The following is a 21,866-nucleotide window of genomic DNA, read 5'->3' as shown; positions in this document are numbered from 1 at the left end:
CCGGCACGAAGGAGAAACACCGATGACCACCACTGTCCCGGAGAGCCTGCGCCGGGAGGTACTGGAGGCGAACCTCGCCATCCCCCAGGTCGGGCTCGCGACCCTGACCTGGGGGAACGTGAGCGGAGTCGACCGCGAGGCGGGCGTGTTCGTCATCAAGCCCTCGGGGGTTCCCTACGAGGCCCTCACGATCGACGACCTGGTGACGGTCCGTCTGTCCGACGGCGCCGTGGTGGACGGCGACCTGCGCCCCTCCACCGACACCGAGACCCACCGCTGCCTCTACCGCGCCTTCCCCTCCATCGGCGGCGTCACCCACACCCACTCCACCCACGCCGTCGCCTTCGCCCAGGCCCGCCGCGACATCCCCGTCCTCGGCACCACCCACGCCGACACCTTCAACGGCCCCATCCCCGTCACCCGCGACCTCACCGCAGAGGAGTGCGCCAAGGACTACGAGTACAACACCGGCGTCGTCATCGTCGACACACTGCACGAAGACGACCGGAAAGCGAGCGAGGTCCCCGCCGCACTGGTCGCCGGCCACGGACCCTTCACCTGGGGCGCCACCGCCCGCAAGTCCCTCGAACACGCGATCATCTGCGAGGCCGTCGCCGACATCGCCCTCCACACCCTGTCCCTGTCCCCGACCGCCCCACCACCCGCCCACCTGCTCGAGCGCCACTACACCCGCAAACACGGGCCCGGCGCCTACTACGGCAACCCGGAGGCGGCCCTGCCGAAACGCTGACGCGGCAGCACGTCGTGCGGGCCGAGCGCGCGGCAGGCCATCTGCCGAGTCGGCGAACCGGGCGGGTTGAGCGGGTGAAGCTTGGGCCCGCCTTCGCGCGGCGGGGCATGGATAAGGCTCCCCGCCGTATCCGGACGAGTCGGCGGACACGACGCGCTGGAGGCGAGTGATGAACCAGAAACAGGTCCAGACCGGCCACACCACCCACCGGGTCCCGGTCCTCATCGTCGGCGGTTCCCTCGTCGGCCTGTCGACCTCGCTGTTCCTGGGCCGGCTGGGCGTACGGCACACGCTGGTGGAGCGGCACGCCGGCACCTCCATCCACCCCCGCGGACGGGGCAACAACGTCCGCACGATGGAGCTGTTCCGGACGGCCGGCGTGGAGGCGGGGATCCGGGACGCCGCCGCCACGCTGGCCGGCAACCACGGGATCCTGCAGACCCCCACCCTGGTCGGCGACGCGGGTGAGTGGCTCTTCCGGGAGATCGACCCGGGCGGCGGACTGGCCCGCTTCAGCCCCAGCTCATGGTGCCTGTGCAGCCAGAACGACCTGGAGCCGGTGCTGCTCGAACACGCCGGGCGGCTCGGCGGCGACCTGCGGTACGGCACCGAACTGCTGTCGTTCGAGAGCGGGCCCTCCGGCGTCACCGCGGTGGTCAAGAGCCGGGAGACCGGCGAGCACACCACCTTCCTCGCGGACTACCTCGTCGCCGCCGACGGCCCCCGCAGCCCCGTCCGCGAGCAGCTCGGCATCGGCCAGAGCGGTCCCGGTGACCTGTTCAGCAACGTCAGCATCACCTTCCGCTCCCGTCGCCTCCCGGAGGTCGTGGGCGAGCGCCGTTTCATCGTCTGCTATCTGACCGATCCGGCGGCCGACGGTGCGCTGCTCCCCGTGGACAACCGGGAGAACTGGGTCTTCCACGCTCCCTGGCACCCCGAACGCGGCGAGACGCTCGAGGACTTCACCGACGAGCGGTGCGTCGCACACATCCGCCGCGCGGTCGGCGTCGCCGACCTCGACGTACAGATCACCGGCAGGGCCCCCTGGCACGCCGCCCAGCGGGTCGCCCGGCGCTACCGGGCCGGACGCGTCTTCCTGGCCGGCGACTCGGCCCACGAGATGTCCCCCACCGGGGCGTTCGGCTCCAACACCGGTATCCAGGACGCGCACAACCTCGCCTGGAAGCTCGCCGCGGTGCTCGGCGGCTGGGCGGGGGAGGCGCTGCTGGACTCGTACGACGCCGAGCGCCGCCCGGTCGCGGAGGCGACCAGCGCCCGCGCCGCCGCACGGTCGGTCGAGCACAGCCATCCCGGTTTCGCCCCGTCGCCCGGCGCGGGCGGCGGCACCGGCCCGCAGCGCGGCATCCTCAACGTGGCCCTCGGCTACCGCTATCCGCAGGGCGCCGTCGTCGGCGCGGACCCCGCGACCCCGGTGGTCCCGGAGCGCCTGGACCTGTCCGGCGCACCCGGCAGCAGGGCCCCCCACATGGCGGTACGGCACCGGGGTGACCGGATCTCCACTCTGGACCTGTACGAGACGTCGTTCGTCCTGCTCAGTGCCGCCGGTGACCCAAGTGGCTGGCACGAGGCCGCCGTCCGCCTCGCCGGGGAGACATCCGTTCCGCTGACCTCGTACCGGGTGGGCCACGGTTCCGGTGCCGAGCTGACACCCGAGGGCGACGCGGACTGGTCGGCCGCCCACGGGACGACGCCCGAAGGCGCCGTACTCGTCAGGCCCGACGGGTTCGTGGCCTGGCGATCGCCCGGGCCGGTCCCGGATGCCGGGTCGGCGCTGCGCCAGGTCCTGACCACGCTGCTGGGGGCGGTCTGACTCCCGTCCGAACCGGGCGCGTTCACCCGGGTGACCGCCCCGAGTGGTGGCGGGCGAGCGGCTGACTGACGGTGGATCACGTCGGGGGAGGGCCAATTCAGCTGACGAAGCACCAGCTGCCCGGCCGCCGACGGAAGGAACGACACATGCGCTCTGCTCGCATCCTCCTGACCACCGCGGCGGCCTCGGCCGTCCTTGCTCTCGGCGCCCCCGGCGCTTACGCGGCCGGGGACGACTGGGATTCGTCGGACTCCTCCTACAGCAAGGAGAACAGGGACCCCAAGTACGACCCGGAGACCTACAAGGACAAGGAGCACGGCCAGGAATCCGGCAAGCACGACGGCGGCGGCTGGAGCGGCAGCCACGAGAAGCCCAGCGGCGGCATGCACACCGGGGGCGGCGGGCTGGCCTCCCCGGCGATGACCGCGGGCGGGCTCGCCGTGCTGGCGGTCGCCGGAACCGGCCTGTACGCGACACGCCGTAGGAAGGTCGCCGGAAGCATGGCCTGAGCCATGCCGGACGCGATAGCCGCTGTGGCCGCCACGCGCGTGCCGCGTGGCGGCCCGGCCGGCCCTCCCCGTGCCCGTACGTCCGATCTGCTGCCGTCCCCTGGTGAGGTGGTGTCCGATGGCAGTCCCCCCCTCCACGCCCGCAGACAACCCCGGCCACGACGAGCCCGCCCCGACCGGCCAGGGATCCCACACCACGATGATGCTGAGCGCCGTGGCGATCCTGGTGCTGGCCCTCGGACTGTTCGGCGGTCACGAGGAGTCCCCGTCCGACGCCCCCGTGCCGCCGCCGGCCGCACCCGTCTCCACCTCGGCTCCGCCTCCCCGGCAGGCGGCCGGGCAGCCGTCCGGCAGGCATCTGCCGCGATCGCGGCCCGTACGTCTGCTCATTCCGAAGATCTCGGTCGACGCCCCCTTCACGGACCTAGCCATCGGTCCCTCAGGTCGTCTCGAGCCGCCTCCCGCCCACGACACCAACCTCGTCGGCTGGCACGCCAAGGGCGCCTCACCCGGGGAGACGGGCACGGCGATCATCGCCGGGCACGTGGACACGGCGACGTCGGCGGCCGTCTTCGTGAACCTCGGACAACTTGCGAAGGGCGACGTCTTCCACGTCGACCGGGCCGACGGGCGCAGAGCGTCCTTCCTGGTCGACAGCGTGGAGACGTTCGACAAGGGCCACTTCCCCAGTCGGCGGGTGTACGAGGACACGGCCACCGCCCAGGTCCGGCTCATCACCTGTGCGGGTGATTACGACCGTTCGGCCCGGGACTACACGGACAACCTCGTGGTCTTCGCCCACCTCCTCTGAGCCCGCCCCGCCCGGCCGCCGGGCCGGCCGGTCACCCCCACGGTGCATACGAGTCGCGCGCTTGCGGGGGCGGCCTGACGATCGAGGAACGCCGACGTCGTCCCCGTGACCGATGTTCGTCCGCCTCTGCCCCCGAAGGAGATGTACCCAGGATGACCACCACGTCCGACCGTGTTTCGAAAGCGCCTGCGCACCAGGCGTCGCAGCGGGTCTCCCAGTCCGTGTTCGACGGCTCCAGGCTCCGTGTCGTCCTGCTGGTGGACGTCTACGACGGGGCCCAGCAGCAGTTCCTCGAGGCGTACGAGAGTCTTTGCAGCCAGGTCGCCTCCGTTCCCGGACATGTCAGCGACCAGCTGTGCCAGTCCATCGAGAACCCCTCCCAGTGGCTCATCACCAGTGAGTGGGAGAGCGCACCGCCCTTCCTCACCTGGGTGAACAGCGAGGAACACGTGCGGATGGTGGAGCCGCTGCACAGTTGCGTACGGGACACCCGGTCGCTGCGCTTCCACATCGTCCGCGAGACCGGCGGCCCGGCGGTGCCGACCGGGCCCGGTGAGCGCCGGCTCCAGGCGTCCCCCAGGATCGGTGACGGGCTGATCCGGCACGCGCTCACCTTCACGGTCAAGCCGGGCAGCGAGGACAAGGTCGCCAAGATCCTCGCCGGCTACACCTCGCCGGAGCCGCGGGTCGACGACGCCACCCGGCTGTGCCGCACCTCTCTCTTCATGCACGGCAACCGGGTGGTCCGGGCCATCGAGGTGCGGGGCGACCTGCTCGCCGCGCTGCGCCACGTCGCCCGGCAGCCCGAGGTGCGGGCCGTCGAGGAAGCCATCAACCCCTATCTGGAGCAGGACCGGGACCTGGACGACCCCGAGTCCGCCCGGCTCTTCTTCACCCGCGCGGCGCTGCCCGCCGTACACCATGTGACCACCGGTCAGGAGAGCCCGGAGGCCGTGCGGCACGCGCTGTACTACCCGGCCCGTGAAGGGCGCGGCATGCGGCTGGCCGAGTTGCTCGCCCGGCAGGACGAGGCGGCTGCGGACGATCCGCGTGGACCGGTGCTGCGCAGCACGATCTTCCAGCGCGACGACGTCGTGATGCGGCTGGTCGACGTGCGCGGCGCCCTCGACAGCGACCCCGGTCCCGTCCTCGGTCTCACGGACCACGGCCGGGCGGCCGAGCTGACGGCACTGCTCGACGGCGAGGCCCTCGGACTGGACGGCCGGGCGCTGAAGGACAGCACCCCCGCCGACCTCCTCGCGGTCTCCCGCATGGACCTCGTCACCGACCGCCGCGCGCCCGGCGCCTGATTCACCGCCACCGGGCCGTGACCGGCCACGCCCTCATGTCGATGCAGCACAGGTTCGGAGGAACGTCGTGATCAAACGTCATCCCGGAGTAGTGGATCTCAGCGAGGTCGAGCCCAACACCCGGCGTGGAGGCGATCTGCGCGCCCTGCTCACCCCCACCACGGTCGGCTCCACCAGCGGTTTCATGGGCGTGGCCATCGTGCAGCCCGGGGACCGCATCGCCGAGCACTACCACCCGTACTCCGAGGAGTTCATCTACGTCGTCTGCGGACAGCTCGAAGTGGACCTGGACGGCGAGCCGCACCCGCTCCAACCCGAGCAGGGGCTCCTGATCCCGTCCCACATGCGGCACCGCTTCCGCAACGTCGGCAATGTCGAGGCCCGCATGGTCTTCCACCTCGGCCCGCTGGCCCCGAGCCCGCCGCTCGGGCACGTCGACACCGAGGACGCCGACGGCAGGCCGATCCCGGCGGAAGCGGCCCACGCGGGCGCGGGCGGGCCGGCCGAACGAACCCGGATGCGCTCATGAGGAGGCGCGTGGCGGTCACCGGCATAGGAATCGTCGCCCCGGGCGGCATCGGTGTCCCGGCGTTCTGGGACCTGCTGACCAGCGGTCGTACGGCGACCCGCGGCATCACGTTCTTCGACCCGTCCGGGCTGCGTTCACAGATCGCCGCCGAGTGCGACTTCGACCCGGCGGCCCACGGGCTGGACGCGGAGCAGATCGCACGGAGCGACCGCTACCTCCAGTTCGCCCTGGTCGCCGGGGAGGAGGCGATAACGGACTCCGGCCTCGACCTCGCCGGGGAGAACCCGTGGCGGGTCGGGGTCTCCCTGGGCACCGCGGTCGGCGGAACCACCCGGCTGGAACACGACTACGTGCTGGTCAGCGACCGCGGACAGCACTGGGACGTGAACCACCGCAAGGCCGGCCCGCACCTGCAGCGGGCGTTCACGCCCAGCACCCTCGCGTCGGCGGTGGCGGAGCGGTTCGAGGCACGCGGGCCGGTGCAGACCGTCTCCACGGGCTGCACCTCGGGGCTCGACGCGGTCGGGTACGCCTTCCACACGATCGAGGAGGGCAGGGCCGACATATGCATCACCGGTGCCTCGGACTCGCCGATCTCACCGATCACCATGGCCTGCTTCGACGCGATCAAGGCCACCTCCCCCAGCAACGACGACCCCGCCCACGCCTCACGGCCCTTCGACGCCCGCCGCAACGGGTTCGTCATGGGCGAGGGCGGCGCGGTGCTCGTCCTGGAGGAGCTGGAGCACGCCCGGGCCCGGGACGCGCACGTCTACTGCGAGATAGGCGGCTACGCCACCTTCGGCAACGCCTACCACATGACCGGTCTGACCCGTGAGGGCCTGGAAATGGCCCGGGCCATCGAGGACGCCCTCGGCCAGGCCCGGCTCGACGCCACGGCGATCGACTACGTCAACGCACACGGGTCGGGCACCCAGCAGAACGACCGGCACGAGACGGCCGCGGTCAAACGGGCTCTGGGCGCGCACGCCTATGACACGCCCATGAGTTCCATCAAATCCATGGTGGGCCATTCCCTCGGCGCGATCGGGGCGATCGAGGTCGTCGCCTGCACCCTGGCCCTGGCCCGTCAGGTCGTCCCGCCCACCGCCAACTACGAGACCCCGGACCCCGAGTGCGACCTGGACTACGTCCCGCGCGTCGCCCGCGAGCGCAGACTGCGCAGCGTGCTCTCCGTGGGCAGTGGGTTCGGCGGCTTCCAGTCCGCGGTGATCATGACCCTGCCGAGGGAGAGACCCGAATGAGCGCACCGCATCCCCGGCGCGCGGCCGTCACCGGAATCGGCGTGGTCGCGCCCAACGGAAACAGCACCGAGGCCTTCTGGAAGGCCACCCGCGAGGGTGTCGTCGTCCTGGACCGGATCACCCGCGAGGGGTGCGAGCACCTGCCGCTGCGGGTGGCCGGCCAGATCCGGGACTTCGACCCGCCGGCGGCGATCGAGGAGCGCTACCTCGTCCAGACCGACCGGTTCACGCACTTCGCGATGGCCGCGGCCGACCTGGCACTGGACGACGCCGGGCTCAGCCGGTCCGACACCGACGCCGCGCCGTTCTCCGTGGGCGTGGTCACCGCCGCCGGGTCCGGCGGCGGCGAGTTCGGGCAGCGCGAGCTGCAGCAACTGTGGGGCAAGGGAAGCCGTTTCGTCGGGCCGTACCAGTCCATCGCGTGGTTCTACGCCGCGAGCACCGGCCAGATCTCCATCCGGCGCGGCTTCAAGGGCCCCTGCGGGGTGGTCGCCGCCGACGAGGCCGGCGGTCTGGACGCGCTGGCGCATGCGGCGCGGGCCGTGCGGCGCGGCACCGACGTGATGGTGGCCGGCGCGACCGAGGCGCCGCTGGCCCCCTACTCGATGGTCTGCCAGCTCGGCTACGAGGAGCTGAGCACGGTCGCCGAACCGGACCGCGCCTACCGCCCGTTCACCACCGCGGCCTGCGGGTTCGTGCCCGCCGAGGGCGGTGCCATGGTCGTCGTGGAGGCCGAGAGCTCGGCCCGGGAACGGGGCGTGCCGGTGCGGGCCACCCTGGCGGGACACGCGGCGACGTTCACCGGCGCCTCCCGCTGGGAGCGGTCCCGGGAGGGGCTGGCCCAGGCGATCCGGGGCGCCCTGGACGAGGCCGGGTGCGCACCCGAGGAGATCGACGTGGTCTTCGCCGACGCCCTCGGCGTCCCGGAGGCCGACCGTGCCGAGGCGCTGGCGATCGCCGACGCGCTGGGCCCGCACGGCACGCGCGTCCCCGTCACGGCGCCGAAGACCGCCGTCGGCCGGGCCTGCGGCGCGGCGCCGCTGCTCGACGTCGCCGCCGCGGTGCTCGCGATGGAGCACGGGGTGATCCCCCCCACCCCCAACGTCTTCGACATCTGCCACGACCTCGACCTCGTCACCGCCCGCGCGCGAGCCACCGAGATGCGCACGGCGCTGGTCCTCAGCCGAGGACTCATGGGGTCGAACGCGGCGCTGGTGCTACGGCGCGGTGCCGCCGACGCCTCGTAGCGAGGCGTCGCACACCCATCACCCAGCAAGGAGAGGAACCGCATGAGTGACCGAATCACCGTGGAAGAGCTGGCCGAGCTCATGAAGAAGGCCGCCGGGATCACCGTCGCCCCGGAGGAGCTCCAGCAGCGGCAGGAGTCCGGCTTCGACGCCTTCGGCCTCGACTCGCTCGGTCTGCTCGGCATCTTGGGCGAGCTGGAGAACCGGTACGGCACGCCGATGCCTCCCGACGCGGAGAAGAGCAAGAGCCCCCGGCAGTTCCTCGAACTCGTCAACAGCGCGCTTCTGGCGGGAGCCTGAGATGCCCGGACACACGCAGAACGACGTCACCATCGCGGCCCCGTTGGACCTGGTCTGGGACATGACCAACGACGTCGAGAGCTGGCCGCAGCTGTTCAGCGAGTACGCCTCCGCCGAGATCATCTCCCGGGAGGGGAACCGGACCACCTTCCGGCTGACCATGCACCCCGACCAGGACGGCAAGGTGTGGAGCTGGGTCTCGGAACGGGAGCCGGACCGCGACACGCTCACCGTGCGGGCCCGCCGTGTCGAGACCGGGCCCTTCGCCTACATGAACATCGTGTGGCAGTACGAGAAGGTGCCCGAGGGCACCCGGATGGTGTGGACGCAGGACTTCGCGATGCGGCCGGACGCACCCGTCGACGACGCCTGGATGACGGACAACATCAACCGGAACTCCAAGGTCCAGATGGCCCTCATCCGGGACCGCATCGAACAGGCCGCCGGAGAGCGCCGGCCCGTGTCGATGATGTCGGACTGAGCGGGACGGAGGACACGACAATGCATCAGTCCCTGATCGTCGCCCGGATGGCCCCGGAGTCGGCCCTGGACATCGCCAAGGTGTTCGAGGAGTCGGACCGGGGAGAACTGCCGCACCTCGTGGGGGTCGCCCGGCGCAGCCTCTTCCAGTTCGACGACGTGTACCTGCACCTCATCGAGTCCGAGCGGGACCCCGGGCCGGCCATCGCGAAGGCGGCCGGACACCCCGAGTTCCGGGACATCAGCGAACGGCTGTCGGCGTACGTCACCGCGTACGACCCGGCGACCTGGCGCTCGCCGAAGGACGCGATGGCGCGGTGCTTCTACCGCTGGGAGCGGGACGCCGGCTCCTGAACCGCCGCCGTACGACCGCTGTACGACCGCCGCGCGCCGGGCACGCGAACCGTGCGTGCCCGGCGAGCGTCGGTCCACCAGGTCAGGCGGGGATCGTGCAGTCGAACGCGTGCAGATAGGGGTTGACCGGGCGGACGTCGTCGATGACCAGACCCGCCTTCGTCAGCCTGCCGGTCATGCTCTCGGTGGTGTGCTTGGCCCCTCCGACGTTCAGGAGCAGCAGCAGGTCCATGGCGGTGCTGAACCGCATCGACGGCGAGTCGTCGACGAGGTTCTCGATGACCACGACCCGCGCTCCCGGCCCGCCCGCCGCGATGACGTTGCGCAGGACGCGGGTCGTGCTGTCGTCGTCCCACTCCAGGATGTTCTTGATGATGTACACGTCGGCCCGGACCGGGACGGCTTCGCGGCAGTCACCGGGCACCAGGCGCGTCCGGTCCGCGAGCGCCCCTCCCGCGCGCAGCCGTGGGTCGACGTTCTCCACCACGCGCGGCAGGTCGAGCAGGGTGCCGTGGAGCGCCGGGTACTTCTCCAGCAGGCTCGCCACCACATGCCCCTGACCGCCCCCGATGTCGGCGACCGACGTGCTCCCCGACAGGTCGAGGAACTGTGCCACGTCCCGCGCGGACTGCACGCTGGAGGTCGTCATGGCGCGGTTGAAGACGTCGGCCGACTCCGGGGCGTCCTCGTTGAGGTACTGGAAGAACTCCTTGCCGTAGAGGTCCTCGACGACGTTGCGGCCGGTGCGCACCGCCTCGTCCAGCAACGGCCACGCGTCCCAGGTCCACGGCTCGGTGCACCACAGGGCGATGGCGCGCAGGCTGTTCCGATCGTCTTCGCGCAGCAGCCGGGACATCTCGGTGTGCGCGAACGTCCCGTCCGGCTGCTCGGCGAAGACGCCGTAGCAGGACAGGGCACGCAACAGCCGTCGCAGCGTCTTCGGCTCGGTCTTCACCGCGGCCGCGAGGTCCTCCACGGCCAGTGGGCTGTCGTCGAGGGCGTCGGCGACCCCCAGCCGGGCGGCCGCGCGGACGGCGGCCGCACAGGCCGCCCCGAACACGAGCTCCCTGAGCCGCATGGACGGCGGTGGGGCGGTCTGTGCGGTTGTCATGTGACCTCTTCCTTCTTCGCGTTCCTGCATGGTCACGGCCGGTCAGCACAGTCCCGCGGGCTTGGACGCCCCGCAGGTGTTGCCTTCGAAGGTGTTGCTCGTGCCGGTGGTGTCCGTGTTGACGAGGTCCGCCGGGGCGTTGCCCTCGAGCACGTTGTCGGCGATCCGGTTCCGCTCGCTGGTGGTGCCCACGAAGCTCTTGAACAGGACGACGCCGCCCGACATCGGGGAGGTACCGACGTTGCCGGTGATGCGGTTGCCCGTCACGAGCGTGTCCTCGGCACCGGTCAGCACGATGCCGGAGCCCTGCAGCGCGTCCAGCCGGGCCGTCTTCGGGCAGGACTTGTTGTTCCTCGCGATGATGTTGTCGCGCACGGTCAGCGCGCCGGCCTTCGGCTTGTTCTCGTCGCCCACGACGAAGACACCCGCGCAGTTGCCGGTGAGGTGGTTGCCCGCGACGGTGAGGTTCCTCAGGCGCCGGACGGTGACGCCGATCCGGTTGCCCTCCAGGCGGTTGTGCTCGACCACGGTTCCCCCGGTGTCCGCGGCGCCCGCCTCCTCCTTGATCGTGTTCGCGAGGAACAGTCCGGCGTCACCGTTGTCCCGGGCGGTGTTCTGCCGGAACACCCCGTGGACCGAACGCTCCTGGGCGATCCCCCACGTCCCGTTCTTCACCGCGGTGACGTTCCGCACGGTCAGCCCGTCGGTCGCCATCGCGAACACGCCGCTTCCGGTGAAGCCGGTCACGGTGAGGGAGGCGATGGTGACGCCCTCGACGTCGCGTTCCTTCGTACCGATCACGCAGATGCCGTTGCCGGCCTCGGCACACTTGCCGGACTGCTTCGTGTCCGGCTCGATGACGGTGCTGCGGCCCATGCCGGTCAGGGTGATCCCGGGGGTGTTCACCATGACGCTCTCGCGATAGGTGCCGGGGGCCAGGAGCACGGTGTCTCCCGGCTCGGCGGCGTCCACCGCGCGCTGGATCGACTGTCCGGGAAAGACCACGTGGGTCATCTGGTCGGCGGCGACGGGCGGGGCGGCCCCGAACACGGCCCCGATGATCGCTGCGGCGCATGCCAGGCGGGAGATATGAAATCTCATCATATTCGGCACGGTATGGCCTGAATGGTCCGGAAAAGGCTGGATGAGCCATCCGACGGCGTGTCACGGCCGTTCGACGCCCACCTCGAGGACCACCGGCAGGACAGATGTGACTTTCATCGTGCCGGGCCTTCCGGCCGCTGACGCCGGTGACAGCGGGGCAACTCACGTCGTCGGAGGTCACAGGGCTGCGGACGGTTGCGCACGGCAGGAACGCCTGTGCACGCAGAGCAATATCTGTGCCCGTGGTGTGAGAAATAGGCTCGGGGCCCGGCGAGTATTCCCTGGACCGGGGTCGGCTGCAGAATTGGGCGAACCCACAGGTCGGACCCCCCGTGCTACTGTCGATCTCAGTTGCAGGTGTGGTTGCCAGAAGGTTTTTTCCGACGGGTTAATCAGCACGGCGACACGGAGATTCACACAGGGTGAATGTCCGAAACCGCCTCCGAAGGAGAAACAACATGGCTACTGGCACCGTGAAGTGGTTCAACGCGGAAAAGGGCTTCGGCTTCATCGAGCAGGACGGCGGCGGCCCCGACGTCTTCGCCCACTACTCGAACATCGCCGCCCAGGGCTTCCGCGAGCTGCAGGAAGGCCAGAAGGTGTCGTTCGACATCGCGCAGGGCCAGAAGGGCCCGACGGCCGAGAACATCGTCACCGCCTGACACCTGCACCGCCGCGCATATTTCGCAGCTGGGGCCCGCACCGTTCGGTGCGGGCCCCGGCTCGCGGCATTTCAGGGCGCATCACACATCGCCTTCGGCTCGTTCTCGCGATTCTCTGCGCTGCTCATCAGCTGCGGGAATTCCTTGATACGCGCCGTATCAAGGAAGGTTTCGCATGAATCGCACACGTACTAATCCCACCCGTGGCCGCTCCACCGGCCCGCGCCGTTCCAAGCCGCACGGCAATCGACAGAGCGTGTCGGGCGAGTTCGCGCCGCCCAGGACGATCACGCCCGCTCTGCCCGCTGTCGAGGCGTTCGCCGATCTCGACATGCCCACACGGCTGTTGGCGACGCTGGCCCAGGAGGGCGTGACCGTACCGTTCCCGATCCAGGCGGCGACCCTGCCGAACTCCCTGGCCGGCCGTGACGTCCTCGGCCGTGGCCGCACCGGCTCCGGAAAGACCCTCGCCTTCGGCCTCGCCGCACTGGCCCGTACGGCGGGACGCCGTGCCGAGCCGCGGCAGCCGCTCGCCCTCGTCCTCGTCCCCACCCGCGAGCTCGCCCAGCAGGTCACCGACGCGCTCACGCCCTACGCCCGCTCCCTGAGCCTGCGGCTGGCCACCGTCGTCGGCGGGATGTCCATCGGCAGGCAGGCGAGCGCGCTGCGCGCCGGGGCCGAGATGGTCGTCGCGACGCCCGGACGCCTCAAGGACCTCATCGACCGCGGCGACTGCCGGCTGAACGAGGTGGCCATCACGGTCCTCGACGAGGCCGACCAGATGGCCGACATGGGCTTCATGCCCCAGGTCACCGCCCTGCTCGACCAGGTACGCCCCGGCGGGCAGCGCATGCTCTTCTCGGCCACCCTGGACCGCAACGTCGACCGGCTGGTGCGCGGCTACCTGCACGACCCCGTCGTCCACTCGGTCGACCCCTCGGCCGGCGCGGTCACCACGATGGAGCACCACGTCCTGCATGTGCACGACGCGGACAAGCACCGGACGACCACCGAGATCGCAGCACGCGACGGCCGCGTGATCATGTTCCTCGACACCAAGCACGCGGTGGACCGGCTGACCAAGCACCTGCTCAGCAGCGGCGTCCGCGCGGCCGCCCTGCACGGCGGCAAGTCCCAGCCGCAGCGCACCCGCACGCTGACGCAGTTCAAGTCCGGGCACGTCAACGTGCTGGTGGCGACCAACGTCGCGGCGCGTGGCATCCACGTCGACAACCTCGACCTCGTCGTCAATGTCGACCCGCCCACGGACCACAAGGACTACCTGCACCGCGGCGGCCGTACGGCCCGGGCCGGCGAGTCCGGCAGCGTCGTCACGCTGGTCACTCCGAACCAGCGCCGCGAGATGACCCGGCTGATGGTGGCGGCGGGGATCACCCCGCAGATCGCCCAGGTGCGTTCGGGCGAGGCGGAGCTGAGCCGCATCACCGGGGCCCAGGCGCCTTCCGGTGTCCCGGTCGTCATCACCGCACCGCAGCCGGAACGCCCCCGCGGCGCGTCCTCCGCGTCCTCGTCCCGGGGTCGTCGGGGCCGTCGGCCCCAGTCCGGCCAGGGCCGCCCCGCAGGTGAAGCGGCACGCCGCGGCGGACCGCGACGGACCGGCTTCGGCTCCGCCGCCTAGCGCGACCTCCCTCTCAGCTCCCCGTGGGGCCCTGCCGACACATGTCGGCAGGGCCCCACGGGCGTATCGCCACGCAATCCGGCCCACATGCCGACTGCCTCAGGATGTCTGCGTCACTCGAACGCCAAAATCTCCTCTTGTCAGAGTAGACATTGGCCGCCGGCACGGTTACTGTTTTTCCCGTAGACGAGGTCAAGCGAGACCCGCAGACACGAACTGGCGGGTAGCAGTACCGCAGTACGCAGTACCTGTTCAGCACTGGTTCGGAGCAAGGACGGAGGAGCAGACGCCATCAGGATCGCCCGGCCCGAAAGTTCTCGGTCCGGGTACCGCAAGACCCCGGATTGGATGGTGGTCCCCGGTCACGCAGCCGCGATCCCCGCACCCCTCCCGTCATCGGGCCGGGTAGCGGAAACCGAAGGTCGGCGCAGCATGAGGGCCGACAGATGGTGTTGAATTCCCTTCGGGGCCCTGGTGCCGTACGGCATCAGGGCCCCTCGACGCGTTGTACAACGAGGTGACATGGCAGCAGATATCCCCCTGGGCGACCGCCTGGACGACGACGACTACCCCGCGTACACCATGGGCCGGGCCGCCGAGATGCTCGGCACCACGCCGGGCTTCCTCCGAGCCATCGGCGAGGCCCGTCTGATCACTCCGCTGCGCTCGGAGGGCGGACATCGCCGGTACTCCCGCTACCAGCTGCGGATCGCCGCCCGCGCCCGCGAGCTGGTCGACAGGGGAACGCCGATCGAGGCCGCGTGCCGCATCGTCATCCTCGAGGACCAGCTGGAGGAAGCCCAGCGCATCAACGCCGAGTACCGCCGCGCCGCGAACGCGGGGGCCGACAGTTCCGGGCCGGGTTCCGGCTGACCACACGGACGCGGTACGGCCCACGGCGCACCCGGTTCAGAACGCGGCGATCCCCTCCATCCCCGACTCGCCGAAGGCGGGCAGGCCCGTGGCCGTCGTCACCTTGGTGAGGGCGTCGTCGGTCTCGACGCGGAACCCGTCGACGGTGCCGGACGTGGCGTTCTGGACGTAGACGAACCTCTCGTCCCCGGTGACGGCCAGGTCGATCACCCCCTGCGACTTGCTCGACGGCGGGGTGGCGATGCCGACCTTGTCGGTCAGGGAGAGCTTGCCGTGCCTGTCCATGCGGTAGCCGGTGACGGTGGAGTTGCCGGTGTTGCCGCCGTAGAAGAAGTCGCCCGCCCGCTCCAGCCAGCACAGCACCTCCTGACCACTGGCCAGGGGCCGCTGAAGGACCTTCAGCCTGCCGTCCCGCCGGACCTGGTAGGTGGTGACCGTGGACTTCTCGGCCTCGGCGACCAGCATTCGCTTCCCGCTCCGGTCGAAGCTGATCGCGAACGGGACGCCGCCGGCCGACTTGTTGACCACCGGTGCGGCTACGGCCGGGAGTCCGTTCCGCTTCATCGGGAACACCTCCACGGTGTTGTTGCCCTTGGTCGTGACCACCAGGTTCCGTCCGTCGGGGGTGAACTCGACCTCGCCCGGAGAGGTGTCGAAGCGCGGTATGTCCTTGTTGTTCAGGCCCAGGGAGCGGTGGGAGCCGGGAAGCGGCTGAAGTCCGCCGCCGGTGATCCTGAAGCCCTGGACGCTGCCCGCGCCGCCCGCGTTCATGACGTACGCGATCCTGCCGTGCACCGCGATGCTCGACGGGAACCGCCCCCCGGAACCCACGACCTTCCGCTCCCCGAGCCGCTGCCCCTCGACGCGGAACGAGGTCACCGTGCCACTGCCGGCGTTGACCGCCAGCAGCGTCCCCGAGCGGTCGTCGTAGACGAGTGAGCCCTGGGAGGCGAGCGAGTCGGTGGGGGCGTCGACCTGGTCGCCGCCCTTGCCGCCGGTCGCGTAGTCCGCCGCGCGTTCGAGCTTGCCGTCGTCGCCCCGCTTGAATACGTGGATGGTGTTGCCGTCCAGCTCGTTGCCCTGGACGAAGACGGCGTGATCGGCTCCGGCGGCCTTCCCGGAGTACTGACTGGCCGAGGCCAGGGACACGGCCACGGTGGCCGCCCCGGCGAGAGCGAGGGCACCACCGCCGATCATGATGCGCCGAGTCCCGGACCGCGCCCGGTGCCCCCTGCGGGTGCCGGAGGACCGGCTCGTGCGGCGGTGCTCGATGCGGCCGTTGTCCCTGTCGCCATGCCTGCCGGTGTCCATGCCCATGTCCGTTCCTCGGTGTCCGTGCGGTGTCGTCCGCAGCTGCGAACGACACCACAGTGGCCAGCGGGAACGGTGTGCCAGTAGAGAACGCGGTCCGCGTCAGACTCTCGTAAGAGATCACCAGCTGACGGCGTCGTCCATCGACTGCTGCCAGTAGGTGACCTTGAGCGAGTCGTCGACGTACACCCCCTTCGCGGGCAGCGCCGGATGGGCCCCCGCGCCGACGCTCCCGTTGCCGGAGCGGCCCTGGAAGTACACGGTCAGGGACTTCGCGGTGTAGCCGTTCCCGCCGCTGCCGTCGGTGGCGGACAGGTTCACGGAGGCGTAGCCGGACTCGCCGGGCTTGAGCGTGACGACCGCCTGCGGCTGCGAGTCCTCGATGACCGGGGGCACGGCTTGGGCCTCGCCGAAGCGGACGGCCGGGTAGCCGTACAGGTAGCAGCTCTTGCTGCCGGTGTTGGTCACCGTGAGCAGCATGTGGTTCACGGGACGGGTCAGCGGGGCCGCGACCGTCTTCACGGTGGAGCCCTCGCAGGTGACCGGCGTGCCGGAGGCGGCGGGCGCCTTCGGGGCGGGGGTGCGCGCGGTGGTCGTCGTAGTACCGCTGGCGGACCCGGTGCCCGGGGAGTCGGTGGCGGCCGACGGGGCCTTGCCGTCCGAGGAGCCCGAGGAGCCCGAGGCGGCCGGGGAGTCGGAGGCCGTGGTCGGCGAAGGGGCCGCGGACGAGGAGCTCGTGCCCGACCCGCTGCCCTCGTCCTGGGTGCCCGTCCCGTTGTTGCACGCGCTCAGCGAGAGCGTGGCGAGGACGGCGGTGGCCGCGGCGGCGACGAGACGGGTGCGGGAGGTGCGGAGGCTGGACATGGTGTGGTGCCCCTTCGGTGTTCGGGTGGCGGTGGTGATTGGATGACCGAAGCTTGTGAGGTGATCCGTCCCGACCGCCACGTTCAGCGGGCAGTTGGGGATGCTGGAACGCTGAAACGGGCTCTGACCAGGGGGAATTCAGTGACCCTGGAATGCGTGACTGGGACGCGGGGGCTTGAGGGGAACGGGTGTCGGAGGAAACGGGGACCGAGCGGACCGAGGAGTTCGCGCAACTGCTGCGGGAGCTCAAGGACCGGTCGGGGCTGAGTTACGGGACGCTCGCCAAGCGTCTGCACATGAGCACGTCGACGCTGCACCGCTACTGCAACGGCACCGCGGTGCCGGTCGAGTACGCCCCGGTGGAGCGCCTCGCGAGGGTCTGCCGGGCCACACCGCAGGAGCTGGTGGAGCTGCACCGGCGCTGGATCCTGGCGGACGCGGCCCGTGGGCGCAAGGCGGATCAGGGCGCGACGCGGGCGCCTGCCCAGGAAGCCGGTTCGGACGGTGCGGCGGAACCCGGACAGGACGAGGCCGGGGGCGAGAACGGTGAGCCTGTTGTCATCGATACGGCGGCCGTGGCCGTGCCACCGCGTCGTCCCTCGTGGCTCCGTCGTCGCCGTACCGCGCTGATCGCCGCCGTGGCGGTGGTCGCCGCGCTGGGTGGCGTCGCGTACGCCCTGCGTCCGACGACCGTGCGCGCCGGGGACACCACGGCGCCGACGGTCACCGGCACCCTGGACGTCGGCGCGCCCGCGAAGCCCTCCGCCACCCCGTCCCCGAGCGGAAGCGGACACAAACCGTCCGCGTCGGCCTCCGCCTCCCCCGCCGGGACGGCCGCTTCAGCGGATGCCGGGGCCGGCACTTCGAAGGGCGACGGCAAGCAGGGCGCGAACCGGCCCGCCACCGCCGTCCCCCTCGCCGTCGCCGTCCGGCCCTACGTCTACGAGGACCCGTGCAGCCAGCACTTCCTCGTCGACAGCGACCCCGAACAGGTCGGCCCGCCGGCGACCGAGGAGAACGCGCCGCGCTGGTCCGCCGCCTACGGGGCGGTCGCATCCGGCGAGCAGCGGGTCGCGCTCACCGTCCAGGGCACCGGCGAGGACACCGTCGTCCTGAACTCCCTGCACGTCCGCGTCCTCACCAAGGGCGCGCCGCTCGCCTGGAACGACTACTCGATGGGCGTCGGCTGCGGCGGCGGTGTCGGCACCAAGTCGTTCGACGTCGACCTGGACGACGGCAGCCCGACCGTCACCGTCAAGAACGGCCAGCGCGACTTCCCGTACAAGGTCAGCGAGTCCGACCCGGAGGTCTTCTACGTCAGCGCCCACACCAAGGCGCACGACGTCCGCTGGGACCTCAGCCTCGACTGGTCCAGCGGCGACCGCAGCGGCACCGTCCACATCGACAACGCCGGCAGGCCGTTCCGTACCAGCGCCGATGCGGGCCGCCCGGGCTACGACTATCCGCTGGGCAGCAGCGAGTGGATCGAGCGGGTGGGCGGCTGACCCGGGCGCAATCGGCGCCTCACAGCAGTTCGGGCTGCGGCTGTGGCTGCCGCGTCGGCGCCGTCGCCGGTTCCCACCGGGCGACCGTGCGGACATAGCCGTAGATCACCGAGGCCATCGCCAGCAGGAGAAGGGGTCCGGCCAGCCAGGGGTACTCGGCCATGCGCACCGGCAGGAAGCGGTACGCCACCAGGAGCGCGACGAAGACCGTCGCGCCGTAGCCGGTCAGCCGGAGCCCGGACCGGTCCCAGCCGCGGTCGAACGAGCGCAGTCCCGCCTCGATGGTGAGGGTGAACACCACGCCGGCGACGAGGTCCACGCCGTAGTGGTAGCCGAAGCCCAGCGTGGCGCAGAGCGTGGCGATCAGCCAGAAGGTGCCCGCGTGGCGCAGCAGGCGGGGGCCCTTGCGGGAATGGAGGAAGATCGCGGTGGCCCACGCCGTGTGCAGGCTGGGCATGCAGTTGCGGGGGGTGACCCCGTCGAACGGTATGGAGTGCGGGGCGGATATCGGCGGCGGTGTCTGCGGCCACAGGTTCGCCACCGCCCAGTGCCCGTCGCTCGGTATCTGCGGCGACCACAGGGCGATCGACGCCCAGTGGTCGGTGCCGGTGCCGTAGGCGAAGACCGGGCCGACCACCGGGAAGATCATGTAGACGGCCGGTCCGAGCAGGCCGATCAGCAGGAAGGTGCGCACCAGGTGGTGGCGCGGGAAGCGGCGTTCCGCCGCCACGTTGCGCAGTTGGTACAGCGCGACGGCCACCGCGGCCACCGCGAGCTGGCCGTAAATGGTGTCGAGGAAGTTGAAGCCGACCGCTCCGGTGGCCGTGACGATCCGGCCCATGATCCACGAGGGGTTGCCCAGGGCGTGGTCGGCGTTCGCCAGGTATGGGTCCAGCACCTCCGGCCGGCTCTTCGCGGTGATGAGGAGCCAGGTGTCACCGGTCTTGCGGCCGGCCACCAGCAGCAGACCCAGCCCGACGCCCTTCAGCAGCAGGACGCGTTCCCGGCCGGTGCGGCGGGTGACGGCGAAGACCGCGCAGCCCAGGAGCACCCACAGCGCGCCGTTGCCGAAGGGGTGGCCATGGGTCACCTTGACGTCGAGGATCCACCGGGCCACCGCGAAGGCGAGGTCGATGCCGACCGCGGCACCCGTCACGACGAACCGTTGCCGCCAGGTGAGCACCACCATCATCAGGGCCAGGCCGGCGTACAGCATCGGGCCTGATTTGGGCGGGCATATCAGCTCTCGCGCCTGGGTGGTGAGCGGTCCCGGCAGACCGTAGTGACGCGCGGTGAGCTCCAGCGCGACGAAGAACCCGAGGGCCACGACAGCCGCCACGGCCCAGAGTCTCGCCCGCGAATCCATCCGCGGTGGCATTTGTATCAATTTCGGCCAATTTCACTAGATGCTCGTCAGAAAACCGCCCGCCCGACTGAGGAAGAGGGAAGGATCGCGGTCCGGGTTCCTGTGTCCCCCCTGAGAAGCCCGGCTCACCGAAGATGCAGGGTATGGCATGACGCCAACAATCGAACACCGTGCGGCGGCGGTCCGATTCGAGAGCGGTGGCGTCGGTCTCCTGTCGGGGCTGCGCTCACCCGGTGCGCTGCATCGCCCCCGGCCGCCGGGGGGCGTTCGCGTCAGGAGATGGCACGGAGTCCGCCGTGGGCCGGACGGCGGAGCTCGTCGACGGCCTGGGCCGTCGCCTCGTCCGCGGCGAGGAGGACGACCAACTGCTGTGCGTCCGCGGAGAGTTCGAGTGTCTCGCGGACCAGCCGGAGCTCGCGTCCGGAGGGATGGTGCAGCCGGAGATCCCCGCGCCGCGGAACGACGTGCCGACTCAGGCGCCGGGTGAGGTCGGGGCCGGCGACGGGTGCGAGTTCCGCGGTGAACCATTCGTAGGTGTCGAGGGACGGGCCGAGCCACAGGTCGAAGGCCCGTTCGTCCGCGACGTCGTCCCAGTCGGGGAAGAACGACCGGGCGCGGGGATCGGTGAAGACGTACCGGGTGAGATTCGGGGTGTCCGAGTCGAGCAGTCCCGTCCCGCTCGTCACCGCCTCGAACGCACTGGTGTGGGCGAGGACGTCGCCCATCCGGTTGGTCACCAGCGCGATACCCGGCTCCAGGAGGCGCAGCGTCCGCAGCACGGAGGGCCGTACCTGGCGCGGCGGCGGGGCGGGCCGGGTGTGGGCGACGCACTCACCGCCGCTGATCTTCGTGAGATAGCGCAGGTGGTTGCGCTCGGCGGGGCCGAGGCTGAGCGCGTCGGCCAGGGCGTTGACCACCGCGATCGAGGGGTTGCGGTCGCGGCCCTGCTCGATCCGGGTGAGGTATTCGACGCTGATGCCGGCCCGGGCGGCGAGGTCCACTCGCCGCAGACCCGGTGACCGGCGGCGGCCGCGGTCGGGCAGGCCCAGATCCGCCGGCTGGGTGCTGTCCCGCTTGGCACGGATGAAATCCCCCAGAGGTGTCCCCATGGCCCGAGCATAGGACCGCTCCCGCCGCCCGCGGAGAGCTCAGGGTGGCCCTGCGGGGGCCAGCCTCGACCCGGTCTGGCTACGGCCTCGGCGGGATCCGATCGTGGTCGGCATGGAAAACGACAAGCACAAGCTGGTGGTCATCGTCGGAAGCGTCCGGGAGGGACGGTTCGGGCCGGTCGTGGCCTCGTGGGTGGCCGAACAGGCCGCGGCGCACGGCGGTTTCGAGGTGGAGGTCGTCGACCTGGCCGGGATCGACGTTCCGTTGTCACTGCCCGCGGTGTCGCCGAAGTACGCCGGGGACGACTACCCGCGGCCGGCCGGGATGGAGTCGCTGACGTCGGCGCTGGAGAACGCCGACGCGTTCATCGTGGTCACGCCGGAGTACAACCACAGCTACCCCGCCTCCCTGAAGGCCGCGATCGACTGGCACTTCACCCAGTGGACGGCCAAGCCCGTCGCCTTCGTCAGCTACGGCGGCGCGGCGGGCGGCCGGCACGCCGTGCTGCATCTGGAGAACGTCCTGACCGAACTGCACGCGGTGACCGTCCGCGACGGTCTCGCCTTCCCCAACTACTTCACGGCCTGGCAGGACGGCCGCCCCCTCGACCCCGAGGCCGCCGGCTACGCCAAGACCCTCCTGGAACAACTGTCCTGGTGGGCAGGCGCCCTGCGCTCAGCACGCGAGACCACTCCCTACCCGGCCTGAGCAGGCGGCGAGGGCGTACGTCCCGCTCGACGACCGCGGTTCGCCGGCCGGCCGGATACCGGTGGGCGGCGGTTGTCCCGGTGCGTCAGTCCCTCCCTGTGCCTGCCTCCCGGCGGGCACGGGGACATGGGGGACAAAAGGAACAGGGCGTCACCCCCGGGAAAGATGCGTTGCGGATCACTCCACGTGTCGCGGCCGCTTCCCGGGATCTTCGGCAGGCCGCAAA

General features: G+C 71.0%; 22 protein-coding genes. 16 read left to right on the top strand and 6 right to left on the bottom strand.

Translation table 11 applies throughout. The annotated features are described in order from the left end of the window. Nucleotides 1-22: 22 nt before the first annotated feature. The 11 genes from araD to ACIBJB_RS18295 all read left to right on the top strand — a co-directional run bounded on the left by araD (nt 23) and on the right by ACIBJB_RS18295 (nt 9,387). Nucleotides 23-751, top strand: a complete 729-nt coding sequence (araD, locus tag ACIBJB_RS18345) for an L-ribulose-5-phosphate 4-epimerase AraD (protein WP_398931634.1) — start codon at nt 23-25, stop codon at nt 749-751. A 169-nt stretch (nt 752-920) separates the two neighbouring features. Next, on the top strand, nt 921-2,582 hold the full coding sequence (locus tag ACIBJB_RS18340; protein WP_398931632.1) for an FAD-dependent oxidoreductase: 1,662 nt from the start codon (nt 921-923) through the stop codon (nt 2,580-2,582). A gap of 146 nt (nt 2,583-2,728) precedes the next feature. Beyond that, nucleotides 2,729-3,091 (top strand): hypothetical protein, encoded by a 363-nt coding sequence (locus ACIBJB_RS18335; RefSeq protein ID WP_398931630.1) that lies wholly within the window; start codon nt 2,729-2,731, stop codon nt 3,089-3,091. A gap of 118 nt (nt 3,092-3,209) precedes the next feature. Beyond that, entirely contained in the window at nt 3,210-3,902 is a 693-nt protein-coding gene (locus ACIBJB_RS18330) for a class F sortase (RefSeq protein WP_398931628.1), read from the top strand. Nucleotides 3,903-4,054: 152 nt separating this feature from the next. Beyond that, nucleotides 4,055-5,212, top strand: coding sequence for a SchA/CurD-like domain-containing protein (locus ACIBJB_RS18325; RefSeq protein WP_398931626.1), 1,158 nt, complete (start codon nt 4,055-4,057; stop codon nt 5,210-5,212). A 67-nt stretch (nt 5,213-5,279) separates the two neighbouring features. After that, nucleotides 5,280-5,741, top strand: a complete 462-nt coding sequence (locus ACIBJB_RS18320; protein WP_398931624.1) for a cupin domain-containing protein — start codon at nt 5,280-5,282, stop codon at nt 5,739-5,741. Next, nucleotides 5,738-7,006 carry a beta-ketoacyl-[acyl-carrier-protein] synthase family protein gene (locus tag ACIBJB_RS18315; protein ID WP_398931622.1) on the top strand — a complete coding sequence of 423 codons (1,269 nt, stop codon included), beginning with the start codon at nt 5,738-5,740 and terminating at the stop codon, nt 7,004-7,006. The genes ACIBJB_RS18320 and ACIBJB_RS18315 overlap by 4 nt, the downstream gene beginning before the upstream one ends. Continuing rightward, nucleotides 7,003-8,253, top strand: a complete 1,251-nt coding sequence (locus ACIBJB_RS18310) for a ketosynthase chain-length factor (protein ID WP_398931620.1) — start codon at nt 7,003-7,005, stop codon at nt 8,251-8,253. The genes ACIBJB_RS18315 and ACIBJB_RS18310 overlap by 4 nt, the downstream gene beginning before the upstream one ends. Nucleotides 8,254-8,295: 42 nt before the next feature. Further along, nucleotides 8,296-8,553 carry a phosphopantetheine-binding protein gene (locus ACIBJB_RS18305; RefSeq protein ID WP_398931618.1) on the top strand — a complete coding sequence of 86 codons (258 nt, stop codon included), beginning with the start codon at nt 8,296-8,298 and terminating at the stop codon, nt 8,551-8,553. A 1-nt stretch (nt 8,554) separates the two neighbouring features. Beyond that, nucleotides 8,555-9,034 carry an SRPBCC family protein gene (locus tag ACIBJB_RS18300; RefSeq protein WP_062040616.1) on the top strand — a complete coding sequence of 160 codons (480 nt, stop codon included), beginning with the start codon at nt 8,555-8,557 and terminating at the stop codon, nt 9,032-9,034. A gap of 20 nt (nt 9,035-9,054) precedes the next feature. Then, entirely contained in the window at nt 9,055-9,387 is a 333-nt protein-coding gene (locus tag ACIBJB_RS18295; protein ID WP_057609423.1) for a TcmI family type II polyketide cyclase, read from the top strand. An 82-nt stretch (nt 9,388-9,469) separates the two neighbouring features. On the opposite strand, the gene ACIBJB_RS18290 is transcribed toward ACIBJB_RS18295, so the two are convergent. Next, entirely contained in the window at nt 9,470-10,498 is a 1,029-nt protein-coding gene (locus ACIBJB_RS18290; RefSeq protein ID WP_398931615.1) for a methyltransferase, read from the bottom strand. Between the two features lie 42 nt (nt 10,499-10,540). Then, nucleotides 10,541-11,602 (bottom strand): nitrous oxide reductase family maturation protein NosD, encoded by a 1,062-nt coding sequence (locus ACIBJB_RS18285; RefSeq protein WP_398931613.1) that lies wholly within the window; start codon nt 11,600-11,602, stop codon nt 10,541-10,543. Between the two features lie 458 nt (nt 11,603-12,060). Here ACIBJB_RS18285 and ACIBJB_RS18280 point away from each other — a divergent pair, with 458 nt between their 5' ends. The 3 genes from ACIBJB_RS18280 to ACIBJB_RS18270 all read left to right on the top strand — a co-directional run bounded on the left by ACIBJB_RS18280 (nt 12,061) and on the right by ACIBJB_RS18270 (nt 14,776). Next, nucleotides 12,061-12,264 carry a cold-shock protein gene (locus ACIBJB_RS18280; protein ID WP_020113641.1) on the top strand — a complete coding sequence of 68 codons (204 nt, stop codon included), beginning with the start codon at nt 12,061-12,063 and terminating at the stop codon, nt 12,262-12,264. Nucleotides 12,265-12,439: 175 nt separating this feature from the next. After that, entirely contained in the window at nt 12,440-13,903 is a 1,464-nt protein-coding gene (locus tag ACIBJB_RS18275) for a DEAD/DEAH box helicase (protein WP_398931611.1), read from the top strand. 522 nt (nt 13,904-14,425) lie between these two features. Further along, on the top strand, nt 14,426-14,776 hold the full coding sequence (locus tag ACIBJB_RS18270) for a helix-turn-helix domain-containing protein (RefSeq protein WP_398931609.1): 351 nt from the start codon (nt 14,426-14,428) through the stop codon (nt 14,774-14,776). Between the two features lie 36 nt (nt 14,777-14,812). On the opposite strand, the gene ACIBJB_RS18265 is transcribed toward ACIBJB_RS18270, so the two are convergent. Together ACIBJB_RS18265 and ACIBJB_RS18260 are read right to left on the bottom strand one after the other, a co-directional pair. Continuing rightward, nucleotides 14,813-16,093, bottom strand: coding sequence for a lactonase family protein (locus tag ACIBJB_RS18265; RefSeq protein WP_398931607.1), 1,281 nt, complete (start codon nt 16,091-16,093; stop codon nt 14,813-14,815). A 114-nt stretch (nt 16,094-16,207) separates the two neighbouring features. Next, nucleotides 16,208-16,951: a DUF4232 domain-containing protein gene (locus tag ACIBJB_RS18260; protein ID WP_398931605.1), complete on the bottom strand. Its 744-nt coding sequence runs from the start codon at nt 16,949-16,951 to the stop codon at nt 16,208-16,210. A gap of 188 nt (nt 16,952-17,139) precedes the next feature. Between ACIBJB_RS18260 and ACIBJB_RS18255 the strand changes: the two genes are divergently transcribed. Next, complete coding sequence (locus ACIBJB_RS18255) at nt 17,140-18,456, top strand: helix-turn-helix domain-containing protein (protein WP_398931603.1); 1,317 nt, start codon at nt 17,140-17,142, stop codon at nt 18,454-18,456. 19 nt (nt 18,457-18,475) lie between these two features. Here the strand turns inward: ACIBJB_RS18255 and ACIBJB_RS18250 are convergent, their stop codons facing one another. Further along, nucleotides 18,476-19,795 (bottom strand): phosphatase PAP2 family protein, encoded by a 1,320-nt coding sequence (locus ACIBJB_RS18250; protein WP_398931601.1) that lies wholly within the window; start codon nt 19,793-19,795, stop codon nt 18,476-18,478. 299 nt (nt 19,796-20,094) lie between these two features. Continuing rightward, entirely contained in the window at nt 20,095-20,931 is an 837-nt protein-coding gene (locus tag ACIBJB_RS18245; protein WP_398931599.1) for a helix-turn-helix domain-containing protein, read from the bottom strand. Between the two features lie 112 nt (nt 20,932-21,043). Between ACIBJB_RS18245 and ACIBJB_RS18240 the strand changes: the two genes are divergently transcribed. Next, entirely contained in the window at nt 21,044-21,640 is a 597-nt protein-coding gene (locus ACIBJB_RS18240; RefSeq protein ID WP_398931597.1) for an NADPH-dependent FMN reductase, read from the top strand. Nucleotides 21,641-21,866: the final 226 nt, after the last annotated feature.

The organism is Streptomyces sp. NPDC050759 (assembly GCF_044456945.1).
GTDB lineage: Bacteria > Actinomycetota > Actinomycetes > Streptomycetales > Streptomycetaceae > Streptomyces.
This window is presented reverse-complemented; position numbering and strand designations above follow the sequence as displayed.

Bases quoted from the DNA above. Each gene is read 5' to 3' on its own strand.
- ACIBJB_RS18305 (WP_398931618.1), top strand. From the start codon at position 8,296: ATGAGTGACCGAATCACCGTGGAAGAGCTGGCCGAGCTCATGAAGAAG.
- ACIBJB_RS18340 (WP_398931632.1), top strand. From the start codon at position 921: ATGAACCAGAAACAGGTCCAGACCGGCCACACCACCCACCGGGTCCCG.
- ACIBJB_RS18270 (WP_398931609.1), top strand. From the start codon at position 14,426: ATGGCAGCAGATATCCCCCTGGGCGACCGCCTGGACGACGACGACTAC.
- ACIBJB_RS18275 (WP_398931611.1), top strand. From the start codon at position 12,440: ATGAATCGCACACGTACTAATCCCACCCGTGGCCGCTCCACCGGCCCG.
- ACIBJB_RS18265 (WP_398931607.1), bottom strand. From the start codon at position 16,093: ATGGGCATGGACACCGGCAGGCATGGCGACAGGGACAACGGCCGCATC.
- ACIBJB_RS18310 (WP_398931620.1), top strand. From the start codon at position 7,003: ATGAGCGCACCGCATCCCCGGCGCGCGGCCGTCACCGGAATCGGCGTG.
- ACIBJB_RS18240 (WP_398931597.1), top strand. From the start codon at position 21,044: ATGGAAAACGACAAGCACAAGCTGGTGGTCATCGTCGGAAGCGTCCGG.
- ACIBJB_RS18280 (WP_020113641.1), top strand. From the start codon at position 12,061: ATGGCTACTGGCACCGTGAAGTGGTTCAACGCGGAAAAGGGCTTCGGC.
- ACIBJB_RS18290 (WP_398931615.1), bottom strand. From the start codon at position 10,498: ATGACAACCGCACAGACCGCCCCACCGCCGTCCATGCGGCTCAGGGAG.
- ACIBJB_RS18245 (WP_398931599.1), bottom strand. From the start codon at position 20,931: ATGGGGACACCTCTGGGGGATTTCATCCGTGCCAAGCGGGACAGCACC.
- ACIBJB_RS18330 (WP_398931628.1), top strand. From the start codon at position 3,210: ATGGCAGTCCCCCCCTCCACGCCCGCAGACAACCCCGGCCACGACGAG.
- ACIBJB_RS18300 (WP_062040616.1), top strand. From the start codon at position 8,555: ATGCCCGGACACACGCAGAACGACGTCACCATCGCGGCCCCGTTGGAC.
- ACIBJB_RS18315 (WP_398931622.1), top strand. From the start codon at position 5,738: ATGAGGAGGCGCGTGGCGGTCACCGGCATAGGAATCGTCGCCCCGGGC.
- ACIBJB_RS18335 (WP_398931630.1), top strand. From the start codon at position 2,729: ATGCGCTCTGCTCGCATCCTCCTGACCACCGCGGCGGCCTCGGCCGTC.
- araD (WP_398931634.1), top strand. From the start codon at position 23: ATGACCACCACTGTCCCGGAGAGCCTGCGCCGGGAGGTACTGGAGGCG.
- ACIBJB_RS18295 (WP_057609423.1), top strand. From the start codon at position 9,055: ATGCATCAGTCCCTGATCGTCGCCCGGATGGCCCCGGAGTCGGCCCTG.
- ACIBJB_RS18325 (WP_398931626.1), top strand. From the start codon at position 4,055: ATGACCACCACGTCCGACCGTGTTTCGAAAGCGCCTGCGCACCAGGCG.
- ACIBJB_RS18260 (WP_398931605.1), bottom strand. From the start codon at position 16,951: ATGTCCAGCCTCCGCACCTCCCGCACCCGTCTCGTCGCCGCCGCGGCC.
- ACIBJB_RS18285 (WP_398931613.1), bottom strand. From the start codon at position 11,602: ATGATGAGATTTCATATCTCCCGCCTGGCATGCGCCGCAGCGATCATC.